A 15,482-nucleotide genomic window follows, 5' to 3' on the forward strand; every position below is an offset into this window, starting at 1 on the left:
CCGGGCCGCCGGGCACCATTGGGCCTTTGCCCGATTCCGCCCGTCGGAGGGAGAGAGAGTTCGTGCAGAGTTACGTCGTGACCATCGCCGCCGCGCTCGCCGCGGCGGCGATCGCGTTGGTGCTGGCCCAGGTGGTGCACCGGGTCACCCGCCGCCTCGGCCGCCGCTCGCTGCTGATGACCGAGCTGACCGAGCACGCGCACCGCGCGTTCCAGGTCGCGGTCACGGTGGCCGCGGTGCAGTTCGCAGTCCGGTTCACCACCGCGTACGCGGTCGGCAGCCCGTGGCGGCAGTTCGTCCTGCACACGCTCGTGCTGGCGACGATCGCCGCCGTCGCCTGGCTGGTGGCCTCGCTGCTGGTGGTGGCGGAGGACACCGCGCTGGCCCGGTTCCGGGTCGACGTGCCGAACAACAGGCACGCCCGCCGGGTGCGTACACAGGTGGTGCTGCTGCGCCGGCTCACCATCGCGGTGATCGTGATCCTCACGGTCGGCGTGATGCTGATGACGTTCCCGGCCGTACGCGGAGTCGGCGCCGGTGTGCTGACCTCCGCCGGTGTGATCGCCGCGGTCGCCGCGCTCGCCGCGCAGAGCCTGCTCGCCAACGTCTTCGCCGGCCTGCAGCTCGCGTTCAGCGACGCGGTACGCCTGGACGACGTGGTGGTGGTCGAGGGGGAGTGGGGCCGGATCGAGGAGCTGACGCTCAGCTACGTGGTGGTGCAGATCTGGGACGACCGCCGGCTGATCCTGCCCACCTCGTACTTCACCAGCCGGCCGTTCCAGAACTGGACCCGTACCGAGGCGGCGGTACTCGGCACCGCCGAGTTCGAGCTGGACTGGGCAGTTCCGGTGCAGGCGATGCGGGAGGAACTGCGCCGCCTGTGCGAAGGCACCGAGCTGTGGGACGGCCGGGTCTGCGTGCTCCAGGTGACCGACGCGACCGGCGGCATGGTCAAGGCCCGCGCGCTGGTCAGCGCCGCCGACGCGGGCAGCCTGTGGGACCTGCGGTGCCTGGTCCGCGAGCACCTGGTGACCTGGGTACGTGACCAGCGCCCGACCGCCCTGCCCCGGCTGCGCGCCGAGTTCGGCGACACCACCGGCCCGCTGCCCTGGCAGGCGATGCAGCCGCGCCGCCCGGTGCGCCGTCCGGCCGGCACCGAGGCGCCCGACGACGCGCGTGTCTTCGGCGGCAGCGACGACGGTGAGGCCCGCAGCGAGACGTTCGTGGGCCGGGAGGAGCACGCCGAGGCACGTCGCTGACCCGTACCCCGATCGGGACCCCCGGCCGCCCACGGCGCCGGGGGTTCCCGCGTTCGAGCGGCTTTCGGGCCGGACGGGTTTGGCCGGGCGGTTGCGGGGGACGTGGTGCGCACGCCCCGGATCCGGTGCCCGGCACCGGATTGCGGCGGCGGGCGGCCGGGTGGACCGGCCGCTCCGCGCAGGATTGACGGGCGGCGACTCCGGGCATACAGCGCGGTGATGACGAAAGGAGGACAGCATGGCTGACGTCGCGAGTCGCAGCACGTCGCGGACCGGGAGCGAGCCGTCCACCGCCGAACTGGTGCAGCGCGCCACCGAGCAGGTCACCCGCCTGGTGCGGGACGAGCTGGCCCTGGCCCGTGCGGAGCTGACCCAGAAGGGCAAGCACGCCGGGATCGGGATCGGTCTGTTCGGCGGCGGCGGGGTGATGGCGCTCTACGGCGCCGGCGCCCTGGTCGCCACCGTGATCCTGCTGCTGGCGCTTGTCATGCCGGCGTGGCTGGCCGCCCTGATCGTGGCGGTGGCGCTGTTCCTGCTCGCCGGGATCCTGGCGCTGGTGGGCAAGAAGCAGGTCAGCCGTGCCGTCCCGCCGGTGCCCGAGGCGGCGGTCCGCAGCGTTCGGGCGGACGTCGACACGGTCACCGCCGCGGTGAAGGACGGGAGGCGGGCATGACCGGTAACGGGACCGGGGACGTGGCGGCGCTCCGGGAGGAGATCCGCCGGACCCGGGTGGAGCTCGGTGAGACGATGGAGCTGCTCGCGGCCAGGGCCGATCCGAAGGCGCTGGTGCGGCACTCCGCCGAGGCGGCGAAGGCGCGGATGCGTGAGCAGGCGTCGCTGACCGCGGCCCGGGTGCGCGGGCGGGCGGCGGAGCGGGCCCGGCTGGTCCGGGCGCAGGCGTACGAGAAGGGTGAGGCGGTCGGGCGCAACCCGTTGCCGTGGGCGGCCATCGCGGCCGGCGCGCTGGTGACCGCGGTTGTGCTGGTGATCGTCCGAGGGAGGCGCAGGTGAGCGGGAAGATCGGCAAGGCGGCGTACCGACCGGTGGGGGTGCTGCTCGGCCTGGCCGCCGGTACCGTCGCCGGAGCGATCTTCCGCCAGGTCTGGAAGGTGACGGCGGGCGACGGTGAGGCGCCGAGCGCCACCGACGAGGAGCGCCGCTGGGGTGAGGTGCTGGCCGCCGCGGCCCTGCAGGGGGCCATCTTCGCGGTGGTGCGGGCCGCCGTCGACCGGGGCGGAGCGGTGGGCGTACGCCGGCTGACCGGTCGCTGGCCGGACTGACGAAAAGGCCGGAAAGGCCCCTTTCCCGAGCGTGGGGAGGGGGCCTTTCGCATGGCTCCGGCAGGGCCGCGCAGCGCCGTCCGCGCGACCTTCAGGTCACATGTCGGAGAATTTCGTCCGCTAGGCTGTGCGAAGTTTTTGCGTACGTGGTTTGCTGTCTCACGCTGTTGAGAGACGCGTGGGTTGAGAGAAGTCTCCTGCATTGGGGGCCGCCTCAGGCGCCGCTGCTCGAAAACGGCCAATCGGCCGCACGGCGTGCTCGGCCGCCAGTTTTAGAAGGAGATACACATGGCGCAGGGAACCGTGAAGTGGTTCAACGCTGACAAGGGCTTCGGCTTCATCACCGTCGACGGCGGGGGTGCTGACGTGTTCGTCCACTTCTCGGCCATCCAGTCCAGCGGCTACCGCACGCTGGAGGAGAACCAGCGGGTGGAGTTCGAGATCGCCCAGGGTCAGAAGGGTCCGCAGGCCGAGCAGGTCCGCCCCATCTGAGTCTCACCGCACCGGCCGCGCCGGCCGGTGCCGGAAGCCCCGCATCCCGCACGGGAGGCGGGGCTTCGCCGTGCCCGGCGCCTCAGCGGCGCCGTGCCCGCATGCCCCACCAGAGCCCGGCCAGTCCGAACAGGACGAGCACCGGCCCGGCCAGCGCCCAGATCCGCTGATCGCTGATCGCGCTGCCCTCGACGTACCCGAGGCCCAGCACCGTCCACAGCGCACCGAGCACCACGGCGAGCAGCCCCAGGGTGAGCCGGAACCAACCCCTCATCGTTCCCCCTCCGACGACGACAGTCCCGCTCCAGCATGCCCGCCGCCGCGAGCGCCCGGCGATGCCGCGCCGGCCGGCCGGCTCACCACCGGTCGTGCACCTGCGGGCGGATCAGCTCGTCGTAGGTGGCCCGCACCGCGGCCAGCTCCACCTCGGTCAGTGCCGGCTGCCCGGCCGCCTCGGCGTTGCGCCGTGCCTGCTCTGGGGAGCGGGCGCCGGGGATCACCACCGTCACGCCGGGCTGGTCGAGGATCCATCGCAGCGCGAACTGCGCCATCGTGCGGTCGTCGCCGACCAGCGGCGCGAGCCGGCGTACCGCGGCCAGGCCGCTGTCGTAGTCGACGCCGGAGAACGTCTCGCCCACGTCGAACGACTCGCCGTGCCGGTTGAACGTGCGGTGGTCGTTCGCCGGGAACGTGGTGTTCTCGTCGTACCGGCCGGAGAGCAGACCGCTCGCAAGCGGCACCCGGGCGATGATCCCGACTCCGGCGGCAGCGGCGGCGGGCAGCACCTGCTCCAGGGGCTTGTGCCGGACCGCGTTGAGGATGATCTGCACGCTGGCCACACCGGGCCGGGCGATGGCCGTGAGCGCCTGGTCGCAGGTCTCCACGCTGACGCCGTACCCGGCCACGCGACCCTCGGCGACGAGCGTGTCCAGCGCGTCGAAGACCCGGTCGTCGGCGAAGACGGCGGTGGGCGGGCAGTGCAGTTGCACCAGGTCGAGCGTGTCGACGCCGAGGTTGGCGCGGGACCTGTCGGTCCAGGCCCGGAAATTGTCGAGGGTGTACGCCTCGGGCGTCTGCTCCACCCGGCGGCCCATCTTGGTCGCCACCGTCAGCCCGTGTCCGGGGCGGGAGCGCAGGAACCGGCCGATCAGGGCCTCGCTGCGGCCGTCGCCGTACACGTCGGCGGTGTCCAGGAAGGTGACGCCCGCGTCGACGGCGGCGGCGAGCACGGCGAGCGCCGCGTCCTCGCTGACCTCGCCCCAGTCCGCGCCGAGCTGCCACGCGCCGAGTCCGATGATGCCGACGTGCCGGCCGAGCCGGTCGAAGCTGCGCTGTTCCACCCGGTCGAGCCTAGTGAGCGGGTTGCCGTCGCGCGCGGCGGGCCGTACGGTCTAGCAAGACGTACGTACGGTTTGGAGGCTGTCATGTGGGATCCGCGCACCTACCTGCGCTACGGCGACGAGCGCTCCCGGCCCTTCCACGACCTGCTGGCCCGCGTCGGCGCCGCGCACCCGCGCGCCGTGGTCGACCTCGGCTGCGGCCCCGGCACCCTCACCGCCACGCTCGCCGGCCGCTGGCCCGCCAGCCGGATCACCGGCCTCGACTCCTCCCCGGAGATGATCGAACGGGCGAGCGCCGAGGGCGGCCCGGTCACGTACGCCGTCGGCGACGTCCGCGACTGGCGGCCGGAGCCGGACGTGGACGTGCTGGTCGGCAACGCCGTGCTCCAGTGGGTGCCCGAACACCGCGACCTGCTCCGCCGCTGGGCGGGCGCGTTGCCGACCGGCGCGTGGATGGCGTTCCAGGTGCCCGGCAACTTCGACGCTCCCTCGCACCGGCTGCTGCGCTCCGTCGCCGCGGAGGACCGGTGGCGCGACGCGCTCGCCGGAAAGCTGCGCGAGGCACCAGTCGACGAGCCGGTCGGCTACGCCACGCTGCTGACCGACGCGGGCTGCGCGGTCGACGCTTGGGAGACTACGTACGTGCATCTGCTGCCCGCCACCGGCACCGGCCATCCGGTGCTGGCCTGGATGGAGGGCACGGCGCTGCGCCCGGTCCGCGCCGCGCTGGACGCCGCCGGCTGGGCCGCCTTCCGCGCCGAGCTGGGGGTACGGCTCGCGCAGGCGTACCCGGTGCGGCAGGGTCAGGTGTACTTCCCGTTCCGCCGGATCTTCATGGTGGCGCGTACCGGCGCCCGCGCAGAGGAGAACTCGTGACCGACCTGCCCACCTTCATCGCCGGACTGCCCAAGGTGGAGCTGCACGTGCACCACGTCGGCTCGGCCTCGCCCCGGATCGTCGCCGAGCTGGCCGCCCGGCACGAGGGACGCAGCCCTGTCCCGGCCGACCCGGAGGCGCTCGCCGACTACTTCGCGTTCCGCGACTTCGCCCACTTCATCGAGGTCTACCTCAGCGTGGTGGACCTGATCCGCGACGCCGACGACGTCTGGCTGCTCACCCACGAGGTCGCCCGGGAACTGGCCCGCCAGCAGGTCCGCTACGCCGAGCTGACCGTCACGCCGTACTCGCACGTCAACCGCGGCATCCCGGCCCCGGCGTTCTGCGAGGCGATCGAGGACGCCCGCAAGCGCGCCGAGGCCGACTTCGGCATCGCGCTGCGCTGGTGCTTCGACATCCCCGGCGAGGCCGGGCTGCCCGCCGCCGAGCAGACGCTGCGGATCGCGCTCGACGAACGACCGGACGGGCTGATCAGCTTCGGCCTCGGCGGCCCCGAGATCGGGGTGCCCCGGCCGCAGTTCAAGCCCTGGTTCGACCAGGCCCGGGCCGCCGGGCTGCGCTCGGTCCCGCACGCCGGCGAGACCACCGGCCCGGAGACGATCTGGGACGCGCTGCGCGAGCTGGGCGCCGAACGGATCGGCCACGGCATCTCCGCCGCGCAGGACCCGGCGCTGCTGGCCCACCTCGCCGAGCAGCGCATCCCGCTGGAGATCTCGCCGACCTCCAACGTGCGCACGCGGGCCGTACCGAGCCTGGACGAGCACCCGCTGCCCCGGCTGGTCGACGCCGGCGTGCCGATCAGCATCAACTCCGACGACCCGCCGATGTTCGGCACCACGCTCAACGACGAGTACGCGGTGGCCGCCCGGCTGCTGCGACTCGGCCCGGACGGGGTGGCCGCGCTGGCCCGCGACGCGGTCGCCGCGGCGTTCCTGGCACCGGCCGAGCAGGCCCGGATCACCGCCGAGATCGACGCGTACCTGGCGAGCGCGGCGCGCTGAGCGGCCGTACCGGCGCCGGCCGCCGGGACAACCGGGGCGGCCGGCGCCGCGCGGTCAGCAGCAGCCCGGACAGCGCCAGCGCGGACAGCGCGGCGGCGGGGCCGGGAGCCACGGGCGCGGGCCGGACGGGACCGTGCGCGAGCACCGGATCCTGCCAGGCCGCGAGCGTGAGCGCGACGCCCAGGCCGATGACGGCGGCCCAGCGGAGCAGACGACTGACGGCCGGTGGCATGACGGTCACCTCGCGCCCGGGATCGACGGGGGAGAGAGCGCGCGCGACGGGAGCGAGGTGTGGGGGGACCGGACTCCCGCCGCGCGCATGATCCGTCGGCCGGAAGGTCTTACGGGGCGTCCCGGCCGACGGAACTGATGGGTTCTGTCAGCGATCCTGACAGTTCACGCCGGTTTTTCGGCCGTCGTTAAACCACCTTTAAGGAGAACTTGCGCCCGTACACAGCCACGGGGGTCAGCGCGGGCGCGGCCAGCGCCGCCCGGGACGCGGCTCGCGTGCCTCCCGGGCCATCCGCCCGACCAGCCCGAACCGGTTCACCGGCCGGGGCGCCGCGTCCGGGTCGGCCAGCAGCATCACCACGCTCGCCCCGCCGAGCCGGGCCCGGTCGATGCTCACCGAACCGTTCGCCTGCAACGCGACCCGCTTGGCGATGTCCAGTCCGAGCCCGGTGGAGCCCTTGTCGCTCTCGCCCCGCCGCAACGCCCGGTCCGGGTCGGCGATGCCCGGCCCGGCGTCGTCGATGCGGATCGCCACCCAGCCGTCCCGGCGGCTCACCGCCACCTCGAACGCGGTGCCCTGCGGCGTGTACCGGAACACGTTGCCGATCACCGCGTCCAGCGCGGCGGCCAGCTCGGCGCGGGGCACCGGCGCCGGGATCCGCAACTGCGCGCCGACCACCCGGTGCGGCCGGTTCTGGTCCCCGGCCAGCGCCGACCAGAAGACCATCCGGTCCCGGACCACCTCGCTCACGTCGCACGACGCCGGCGCGGTCTCCTGGGCGACCGCCTTGCGGGTCGTCTTGATGAGCTGGTCGACCTCGCCCTCCAGAGTGACGATCGCCTGCCGGATACGCCGGATGCCGCGCCGCCGGTCCAGCTCCGCCTCACTGAACGTGCCGATGCTCGTGTCGTCGGACTCCAGCGCCTCGGCGTCCAGCCGCAGCGCGGTCAGCGGCGTACGCAGCCGGTGCGACAGGTCGGCGACCAGTTCGTGCTCGTCGGCGCGCAGCGCCACCAGCCGTTCCGTCATCCGGTTGAACGCGTGCCCGGCCTCGGCCAGCTCACGCGGGCCGGTCGGCTCGACCCGTACCCCCAGCTCGCCGTCGCCCACCGCGAGCGCCGCCTTGACCAGGTCGCCGGTGGCGTCCACGGCCCGGGCCGCCACCCGGTCGACCACCGCGACCGCCGCGCCGACCAGCGCCAGGCCGATCGCGAGCAGCAGCAGCCACCGCCCGCCCTCGCCGGAGTCGAGCACCTCGTCGGGGACGAAGACCTCCACCACGGCGACCCGGTCACCGAGCACCACCGGGTCCAGCCGCAGCACCCCGCCGTCCACCTCGGTCACCACCGAACGCCGCTGCGCGGCGGCGTCGGCCAGCACGCGCGCGTTCGCCCGGCCGGCCGACTCGTCCGCGCCGATGCCGTGCACGACCGGACGCAGGGCCGGATCGTCGCCGGCCGCGGCGGCCACCGCCCGTTCGATCGTCGCGGTGTCCGTGCTGACCGCCAGCGCGCCGGTCACCAGCGCGGCCCGTCGGGCGGCGTCGGCCAGCTCCGCCTCCCGCGTCCGGTCGGCGAGGGTGAGCCCGAGCGGGACGAGGAAGGCGAGCGCGATCAGGCCGCACAGGCCGGCGGTGAGCCCGGCGAGCGTGAGCCTCAGTCCGGCGCCACCAGCCGGAAGCCGACCCCCCGCACGGTGCGCAGGTAACGCGGCTTCGCCGCGGACTCGCCCATTTTGCGGCGGAGCCAGTACAGGTGAACGTCGATGGTCTGGTCCTCGCCGACCGATGGCTGCCGCCATACCTCCTCCAAGAGTTCCCGCCGGGACACTACCCGGCCGGGACGTGCGGCGAGATACGCCAGCAGGTCGAATTCCTTGCGGGTCAGGGCCAGCGCCTCCCCGTCCAGCACCGCGCTGCGCTCGCCCACGTCCACGCGCAGGCCGCCGACCGTGTGCACGGCCGGAGCCACGGTACGGCTGGCCCGGCCGGCCCGGCGCAACACAGTGGTGATCCGGGCGTCCAGGTGCGCCCCGGTGAACGGCTTGACCATGTAGTCGTCCGCCCCGGCGCGCAGCAGCCGTACCACCGACTGCTCGTCGTCGCGGGCGGTGGCGATGATGATCGGCACGTCGGTGATGCCGCGCAGCATGCGCAGCGCGTCCGAGCCGTCCAAATCGGGCAGACCGAGATCGAGCACCACGAGATCGGGTGTCTCCGCGGCGACCCGGCGCAGCGCGTCCAGCGCGGTGCCGACGGCGTGCACCGCGTGCCCCCGGTCGGTCAGCGACCGCAGCATGGCGCCGCGCACGACGTGGTCGTCTTCGACCAGCAGGACGGTTGCCACGTCAGCACCGTACTCGGCGTGGCAAGCCGGTCGCGTTGCGGCGGTCCGCGGAAGCGGGCAAGCTGGGACGGCGATGACGTTCACGCTCTTCCCCGACACCCGCCTCGCGCTCGCCCGCGACGCGCTGGCCGGCCTGTCGGTGGGCGACGCCCTCGGCTCCCAGTTCTTCGTCCCCGGCCGGCGCCCGGACGACCTCGCCGCCGGCCGGCTGCCCGCGCCGCCGTGGGAGTGGACCGACGACACCGAGATGGCCTGCTCGGTGGTGGCCGAGCTGGCCGCCGCCGGCCGCATCGACCGGGACCGGCTGGCGCTGGCGTTCGCGCAGCGCTGCGAGCCGTACCGCGGGTACGGGCCCGGCGCGGTGACGATCCTGCGGCTGATCCGCACCGGCACACCGTGGCCGGTGGCCGCCGCTTCCGCCTTCGACGGGCAGGGCTCCTGCGGCAACGGCGCGGCCATGCGCGTCGCGCCACTCGGCGCCTGGCACGCCGACTCCACCCGGCGCGCCGCCGAGCAGGCTCGCGCCTCCGCCGAGGTGACCCACGCCCACCCGGAGGGCGTCGCCGGTGCGGTGGCTGTGGCGGTCGCCGCCTCGCTCGCCGCCCGGGCCCGCCTCGACGGCGGCCGGCCCGACCCGGCCCGGCTGCTCACCGCCGTCGCCGGGGCGCTCGACCCGGCCGGTGAGGTGCACCGGGGGGCACGCCGGGCCGCCGCGTTGCTCGGACACTCCGCCGCCGAGGCGGCCGACGCGCTCGGCAACGGCTCCCGGGTCACCGCGCAGGACACCGTCCCGTTCACGCTCTGGGTCGCCGCCACGCTGCTGCACGACTACCCCGCCGCGATCCGCGCCTGCGTGGAGGCGGGCGGGGACGTAGACACCACAGCCGCCATCGTGGGCGGGATCGTGGCCGCGTACACCGGGATCGGCAGGCCCGGCGGCGTGCTGGAGGGCTGGCTGACCGCCCGCGAGCCGCTGCCCGCTTGGCTCACCGCCCCCACCTGACGGGTCCACCGCGGCGAGCCCGAGATCTTGGTGGCAAAGGGCCCTCACAGGGGCACTTTCGCACCAGGATCTTCGGTGGTCCCGGGGCGGTCAGGGACGCGCGGTGACGGCGCCGGCGGTGACGGGCTCGCCGGCTTCGAGGGCGCCGTTGCTGTCGTGCGGGAGGGTCATGGTGTCGCGCCGGCGGCGACTGAGCAGCCAGCCGATCGCCGCGCCACCGGCCAGCCCGGCGAGCAGGCCGCCGCCGAGCAGCAGGTCCGCGCTCGGTCCGTCGTCGGCCGCCGGTGCCGCGTCGCCTGCCGCACCGCCCTGCGCCCCACCGGCAGCGCCGGGGCCGCCCGCCGCGCCGTGACCGCCGTGCGCGCCGCCGTTCGTACCGGCGCCGCCGTCGTGCGTCACGGTGCCCGGCAGCGGCGGCAGCAGCTCGACCGTCGGCGCGGGGTGCGCGCCGCCCGCCGGGTCCGCCCACCGGACCACGGTGCCGTCGTCGTACGTCTGCACGACTGTGAACGTGAGCCGGTCGGTGGCGGGCATCGGCCCCATGCCCAGCGGCAGCCGGGCCGGCCCGGTGCCGGTGCCGGGCATCCGCAGCCAGCTCACCGCGTGGGTCACCTGGTTCAGTTCGGCCGCGTGCATGCCGGGGACGGGCTGGTCGAGCGTGCGGGTGGTGATGGTCGGCGCCCAGTCCGGCACCGACAGCGGGTACACCTCGCCGATCGGGGCGTCGGCGGGCATGGTCAGCTCGATCCGGGTGGTCCGCGTGCCGGGCCTGTCCGCCGGCACCAGCACCGACAGTTCGATCGCGTCGCCCTGGCGTACCTGGGCGGGCGAGGTCGTGACGGTCACCCCGGCCGCGTTCGCCGCGCCCGGCCAGCTCACCGCCCCGGCGAGTACGGCCGCCAGCAGCGCAGCCGCCCACCGGCCCTGACGGGTCATCCTCATGGTCGTCCCCATCCTTCTCGGCTGGGGCCGGCTCCGGCTCCGGCCCCACCTGGTAGTTCGGGCGGCGGGGCGAAAAGGTTCAACACGGCACGGAACTCGCCGAGGACGGGCACCGGCGTCGGCGGCGGTCCGGGTCCGGGCGACCGATAGCATCGCAGGGGCCGGTCACCGGCCCTTCCGTATCGTCGACGACAGGAGTCACCGTGTCCGCACCCCGTACCCCCGTCGTGGCCGACCCCGTCGTCGTCGCCGCCGGGACCACGGCGGCCGACGCGGTGGCCGCGGCCGGCCTGCCGACGAGCGGGCCGAAGGCGATCGTGGTGGTCCGCGATCCGCAGGGCCAGCTCCGCGACCTGGACTGGCGCCCGGCCGAGGACGTCGCGGTCGACCCGGTCACCCTGGACAGCCCGGACGGGTTGAACGTGCTGCGCCACTCCACCGCACACGTGCTGGCCCAGGCGGTGCAGGACGTCTTCCCCGACGCGAAGCTCGGCATCGGCCCGCCGATCGAGAACGGCTTCTACTACGACTTCGGCGTCGACAAGCCGTTCCAGCCGGACGACCTGGCCAAGCTCGAGAAGCGCATGCAGGAGATCGTCAAGTCCGGCCAGCGGTTCCGCCGCCGCCGGTTCGCCGACCTGGACGAGGCGCGGGCCGAGCTGGCCGCCGAGCCGTTCAAGCTGGAGCTGATCGACGTCAAGGGGGAAGGGCTGGACTCCTCCGAGGTGATGGAGGTGGGCGGCGGCGAGCTGACCATCTACGACAACCTCGCCGCGAACGAGGACAAGGTCTGCTGGTCGGACCTGTGCCGCGGCCCGCACCTGCCGAACACCCGGCTGATCGGCGCGTTCAAGCTGATGCGCTCGGCCGCCGCGTACTGGCGCGGGTCGGAGAAGAACCCGCAGCTCCAGCGCGTCTACGGCACCGCGTGGCCGACCCGGGACGAGCTCAAGGCGTACCTGAAGCTGCTGGAGGAGGCCGCCCGCCGCGACCACCGCAAGCTCGGCGCGGACCTCGACCTGTTCAGCTTCCCCGACGAGATCGGGTCCGGCCTGCCGGTGTTCCACCCCAAGGGCGGCGTGCTCAAGCGGGTGATGGAGGACTACGTCCGGGCGCGCCACATCGAGGAGGGCTTCGACTACGTCGGCACGCCGCACATCTCCAAGGAAGGTCTCTTCCACACCTCGGGACACCTGCCCTACTACAAGGACACGATGTTCCCGCCGATGGAGATGGAGGGCAGCGACTACTACCTCAAGGCCATGAACTGCCCGATGCACAACCTGATCTACCGGTCGCGCGGGCGGTCCTACCGGCAGCTGCCGCTGCGGCTGTTCGAGTTCGGGTCGGTCTACCGGTACGAGAAGTCGGGTGTGATCCACGGCCTGACCCGGGTGCGCGGCTTCACCCAGGACGACTCGCACTCCTACTGCACGAAGGAGCAGGCGCCGGCCGAGATCAAGCACCTGCTCGGCTTCGTGCTCAGCCTGCTGCGCGACTTCGGCATCGACGACTTCTACCTGGAGCTGTCGACCCGCGACGACTCCCGGCCGGACAAGTTCGTCGGCTCCGACTCCGACTGGGCGACGGCCACCGCCGTGCTGGAGCAGTGCGCGCTGGAGACCGGCCTCGAGCTGGTGCCGGACCCGGGCGGCGCGGCGTTCTACGGCCCGAAGATCTCGGTGCAGGCCAAGGACGCGATCGGCCGGACCTGGCAGATGTCGACCATCCAGTACGACTTCAACCAGCCCAAGGGCTTCGGGCTGGAGTACCAGGCCGCCGACGGCACCCGGCAGCAGCCGGTGATGATCCACTGCGCCAAGTTCGGGTCGATCGAGCGGTTCATCGGCGTGCTCACCGAGCACTACGCGGGCGCGTTCCCGGCCTGGCTGGCGCCGGTGCAGGTGGTCGGCATCCCGATCCGCGAGGAGCACGGCGACTACCTGGCCGACTTCACCGCGACGCTGCGCCGGCACGGCATCCGCGCCGAGGTGGACCTGGGCGACGACCGGATGCAGAAGAAGATCCGCAACGCGCAGCAGCAGAAGATCCCGTTCATGGTGATCGCCGGGGACGACGACGTGGCCGCCGGCACCGTCTCGTTCCGCTACCGCGACGGCTCGCAGCGCAACGGCGTACCGATCGACGAGGCGGTGGCGCACGTCCGCGAGGTGGTGGAGTCCCGCACCAACGCCGGCCCCACCGCCACCGCCGCCGAGTAGACGGTCCGCGACCGCGCCGCCGGGGCGGCGGCGCGGTTCGGCGGCGGCCCGGCCCGGATCGTAGGATCGCCTGTGTGACAGGGGCGGAGCGGGACACCGGGTACGGCGGCGACAACGGTCTGGCGGACGGGCTGGACCGGCTCTGGACGCCGCACCGGATGACCTACATCTCCGGCGAGGACCGGCCCGAGGGCGGGTACGAGAAGCCGACCGGCTGCCCGTTCTGCCTGGCACCCGGGCTGCCGGCGGAGGAGAGCCTGGTGGTGGCCCGGGGTGAGCACGTCTTCGCGGTGCTCAACCTGTACCCGTACAACCCCGGGCACCTGCTGGTCTGCCCCTACCGGCACGTGGCCGACTACACCGAGCTGGACGAGCCGGAGACGGTCGAGCTTGCCGCGTTCACCAAGGCCGCCATGCGGGTGGTCCGGCACGTCTCCAGCGCGCACGGCTTCAACCTGGGCATGAACCAGGGCGGCGTGGCGGGCGCGGGCATCGCCGCGCACCTGCACCAGCACGTGGTGCCGCGCTGGGGCGGCGACGCCAACTTCATGCCGGTGATCGGCCGGACGAAGGTGCTGCCGCAGCTGCTCGCCGACACCCGGGAACTGCTCGCCAAGGCGTGGGCGGCGGCCTGACGGCGGACCGTTCCGACAGTACGATCTTGCGCATGGCCCTCCTGCACCGCGCGGAACTGCGCCCCTCGAAACTGGAGCTGCTCGTACCCTGGCTGCCCGGCCGGTCCTGGTTCGCCGGCGAGGCGGGCGCGGAGGTCACCCGCGTCGCGGCGTACCGGTTCGACGACCCGGCCGGCGAGGTCGGCGTCGAGACACTGCTCGTCCGCGCCGGTGACGGCCCGGTGCTCCAGGTGCCGCTGACCTACCGGGGCGCGCCGCTGGACGGGGCGGACGACTTCTTCGTCGGCCTCGTCGAGCACTCGGTGCTCGGCCGCCGCTGGGTGTACGACGCCTGCGGCGACCCGGTGTACGCGCCGTTGCTGGCCGCCGCCGTGCTCGCCGACGCCGGGCAGGCCGAGGAGTACTTCGAGGCCGACGGGAAGCGCGAGGTGCGCCCGGCGAGCATGACGCTGTCGGGCAGCCGTGGTTCTTCCGACGGTGGCTCGGCGGCCGGTGCTCCGGCCGTCGGTCCCGTCACGGCGGTCCGGGGCGGAGGCGTCGAGCTGGCGCTGGTCCGGCGGCCCGTACCGGCCGACGTCCCGGCGACCGGCGGGCTCACCGGTGCCTGGCCGGGCCAGGACGCGCCGGTGCTGCTGGCCTACGCCCGCTGAGGTCTTCCGGCACATCTCCGGCCGAGAGGACCACCTCGGAGCGATATGACTCCTGGTCATATCTATGACTCTGGGGTATATCGCTCTCCAGCACGACCGTCGGCGCGGGGGCCACGATGCGTCACCGGGGCCGCACGGTGAGGTGACGAATCGGCCCGCGGGTGCCCGGAAGATGACAGGATGCGGCGGTGGCAGTCGACAAGCGACAGTTGGGGCGCAGCGGCATCGAGGTGAGCGCCCTCGGCATGGGCTGCTGGGCGATCGGCGGCCCGTGGGCCGAGGGCGCCCGCCCGCTGGGCTGGGGCCAAGTCGACGACGACGAGTCGGTACGCGCCGTCCGCCGCGCGCTCGACCTCGGCGTCACGCTGTTCGACACCGCCGACACGTACGGCGCCGGGCACGGCGAGCGGGTGCTCGGGCGGGCGCTCGCCGGCCGGCGCGACGAGGCGGTGATCGCCACGAAGTTCGGCTACACGTTCGACGAGCGCGCCCGGCAGGCCACCGGGGAGAACGCCTCCCCGCACTACCTGCGCCGGGCGGTGACCGACTCGCTGCGCCGGCTGGGCACCGACTGGATCGACCTCTACCAACTGCACCTCGGCGACCTGCCGCTGCCCCGGGCCGAGGCACTCGTCGGCACGCTCGACGACCTGGTCGACGCCGGCCTGGTCCGCTCGTACGGGTGGAGCACCGACCGGGCCGACCGGGCCGCCGCCTTCGCCCAGGTCGCCCGCGGCGCCGCCGCCGTGCAGCACGCGCTGTCGGTGCTCCGGGACGCCCCGGCCATGCTCGACGCCTGCGACAAGCACGACCTGGCCAGCCTGGCCCGGGGGCCGCTCGGAATGGGTCTGCTCACCGGCAAGTACACGCCGGAGTCCACGCTGCCCCGCGACGACGTACGCGGACTCGGGCCGACCTGGCTGGAGTGGTTCCGCAGCGGCCGGCCCGCCCCGGAGTGGCTGCGCCGGGTCGCCGCCGTGCGCGACGCGCTGACCGCCGACGGGCGCACCCTCGCGCAGGGGGCGATCGGGTGGATCTGGGCGCGCAGCGACAGGGCCGTGCCGATCCCCGGCGCCCGGACCGTGGCCCAGGTCGAGGAGAACGCGGCCGCGCTGGTCCGGGGCCCGCTCGCCCCGGACCACTTCGCCGAGGTGGAGCGGCAGTTGGCGGCGGTACGCCCGGCC

At 74.1% G+C, this 15,482-nt stretch carries 18 protein-coding genes; 12 read left to right on the top strand and 6 right to left on the bottom strand.

The window, feature by feature from the left end:
• Positions 1–62: 62 nt before the first annotated feature.
• The 5 genes from F8279_RS06615 to F8279_RS06635 all read left to right on the top strand — a co-directional run bounded on the left by F8279_RS06615 (position 63) and on the right by F8279_RS06635 (position 3,031).
• Positions 63–1,259, top strand: a complete 1,197-nt coding sequence (locus F8279_RS06615; RefSeq protein WP_091424049.1) for a mechanosensitive ion channel family protein — start codon at positions 63–65, stop codon at positions 1,257–1,259.
• A 238-nt stretch (positions 1,260–1,497) separates the two neighbouring features.
• Positions 1,498–1,932, top strand: a complete 435-nt coding sequence (locus F8279_RS06620; protein WP_013474843.1) for a phage holin family protein — start codon at positions 1,498–1,500, stop codon at positions 1,930–1,932.
• Entirely contained in the window at positions 1,929–2,270 is a 342-nt protein-coding gene (locus F8279_RS06625) for a DUF3618 domain-containing protein (RefSeq protein ID WP_013285415.1), read from the top strand. The genes F8279_RS06620 and F8279_RS06625 overlap by 4 nt, the downstream gene beginning before the upstream one ends.
• Positions 2,267–2,539, top strand: coding sequence for a DUF4235 domain-containing protein (locus F8279_RS06630; RefSeq protein ID WP_091424052.1), 273 nt, complete (start codon positions 2,267–2,269; stop codon positions 2,537–2,539). Before F8279_RS06625 ends, F8279_RS06630 begins: the two co-directional genes overlap by 4 nt.
• Positions 2,540–2,827: 288 nt before the next feature.
• On the top strand, positions 2,828–3,031 hold the full coding sequence (locus F8279_RS06635; RefSeq protein WP_091424054.1) for a cold-shock protein: 204 nt from the start codon (positions 2,828–2,830) through the stop codon (positions 3,029–3,031).
• 82 nt (positions 3,032–3,113) lie between these two features.
• Here F8279_RS06635 and F8279_RS06640 read toward each other — a convergent pair whose 3' ends face one another.
• Both F8279_RS06640 and F8279_RS06645 read right to left on the bottom strand, forming a co-directional pair.
• Positions 3,114–3,305 (bottom strand): hypothetical protein, encoded by a 192-nt coding sequence (locus F8279_RS06640; protein WP_091424056.1) that lies wholly within the window; start codon positions 3,303–3,305, stop codon positions 3,114–3,116.
• A gap of 82 nt (positions 3,306–3,387) precedes the next feature.
• Positions 3,388–4,371, bottom strand: coding sequence for an aldo/keto reductase (locus F8279_RS06645; protein WP_091424059.1), 984 nt, complete (start codon positions 4,369–4,371; stop codon positions 3,388–3,390).
• 84 nt (positions 4,372–4,455) lie between these two features.
• On the opposite strand from F8279_RS06645, the gene F8279_RS06650 reads away from it, so the two are divergent.
• Positions 4,456–5,247 carry a trans-aconitate 2-methyltransferase gene (locus tag F8279_RS06650; protein ID WP_151499395.1) on the top strand — a complete coding sequence of 264 codons (792 nt, stop codon included), beginning with the start codon at positions 4,456–4,458 and terminating at the stop codon, positions 5,245–5,247.
• Positions 5,244–6,269, top strand: a complete 1,026-nt coding sequence (locus F8279_RS06655) for an adenosine deaminase (protein WP_091424067.1) — start codon at positions 5,244–5,246, stop codon at positions 6,267–6,269. The genes F8279_RS06650 and F8279_RS06655 overlap by 4 nt, the downstream gene beginning before the upstream one ends.
• Here F8279_RS06655 and F8279_RS06660 read toward each other — a convergent pair.
• The 3 genes from F8279_RS06660 to F8279_RS06670 form a co-directional block, all read right to left on the bottom strand.
• The gene (locus tag F8279_RS06660; protein WP_151499396.1) at positions 6,226–6,501 is read right to left on the bottom strand and encodes a hypothetical protein; all 276 of its coding nucleotides are present in this window, start codon (positions 6,499–6,501) and stop codon (positions 6,226–6,228) included. The genes F8279_RS06655 and F8279_RS06660 overlap by 44 nt on opposite strands.
• Positions 6,502–6,735: 234 nt before the next feature.
• A complete protein-coding gene (locus F8279_RS06665) occupies positions 6,736–8,127 on the bottom strand; it encodes a HAMP domain-containing sensor histidine kinase (RefSeq protein WP_192580642.1) in 1,392 nt (463 codons plus the stop codon).
• Positions 8,128–8,156: 29 nt separating this feature from the next.
• The gene (locus tag F8279_RS06670; protein WP_013285422.1) at positions 8,157–8,846 is read right to left on the bottom strand and encodes a response regulator transcription factor; all 690 of its coding nucleotides are present in this window, start codon (positions 8,844–8,846) and stop codon (positions 8,157–8,159) included.
• Between the two features lie 73 nt (positions 8,847–8,919).
• On the opposite strand from F8279_RS06670, the gene F8279_RS06675 reads away from it, so the two are divergent.
• Complete coding sequence (locus tag F8279_RS06675) at positions 8,920–9,849, top strand: ADP-ribosylglycohydrolase family protein (RefSeq protein WP_151499398.1); 930 nt, start codon at positions 8,920–8,922, stop codon at positions 9,847–9,849.
• A 90-nt stretch (positions 9,850–9,939) separates the two neighbouring features.
• Here F8279_RS06675 and F8279_RS06680 read toward each other — a convergent pair whose 3' ends face one another.
• The gene (locus F8279_RS06680) at positions 9,940–10,791 is read right to left on the bottom strand and encodes a YcnI family protein (protein WP_225853160.1); all 852 of its coding nucleotides are present in this window, start codon (positions 10,789–10,791) and stop codon (positions 9,940–9,942) included.
• Positions 10,792–10,994: 203 nt separating this feature from the next.
• On the opposite strand from F8279_RS06680, the gene thrS reads away from it, so the two are divergent.
• The 4 genes from thrS to F8279_RS06700 all read left to right on the top strand — a co-directional run.
• On the top strand, positions 10,995–13,013 hold the full coding sequence (gene thrS / locus F8279_RS06685) for a threonine--tRNA ligase (RefSeq protein WP_151499399.1): 2,019 nt from the start codon (positions 10,995–10,997) through the stop codon (positions 13,011–13,013).
• A 119-nt stretch (positions 13,014–13,132) separates the two neighbouring features.
• Complete coding sequence (locus tag F8279_RS06690) at positions 13,133–13,648, top strand: HIT domain-containing protein (protein WP_175438809.1); 516 nt, start codon at positions 13,133–13,135, stop codon at positions 13,646–13,648.
• 32 nt (positions 13,649–13,680) lie between these two features.
• Positions 13,681–14,298 carry a hypothetical protein gene (locus F8279_RS06695; RefSeq protein WP_151499400.1) on the top strand — a complete coding sequence of 206 codons (618 nt, stop codon included), beginning with the start codon at positions 13,681–13,683 and terminating at the stop codon, positions 14,296–14,298.
• Between the two features lie 188 nt (positions 14,299–14,486).
• Positions 14,487–15,482, top strand: a 996-nt coding sequence (locus F8279_RS06700) for an aldo/keto reductase (RefSeq protein WP_151499401.1), incomplete at its 3' end; no start/stop codon positions are given.

Origin of the sequence: Micromonospora sp. AMSO1212t, from assembly GCF_008868145.1 — a bacterium.
Classification (GTDB): domain Bacteria; phylum Actinomycetota; class Actinomycetes; order Mycobacteriales; family Micromonosporaceae; genus Micromonospora; species Micromonospora tulbaghiae.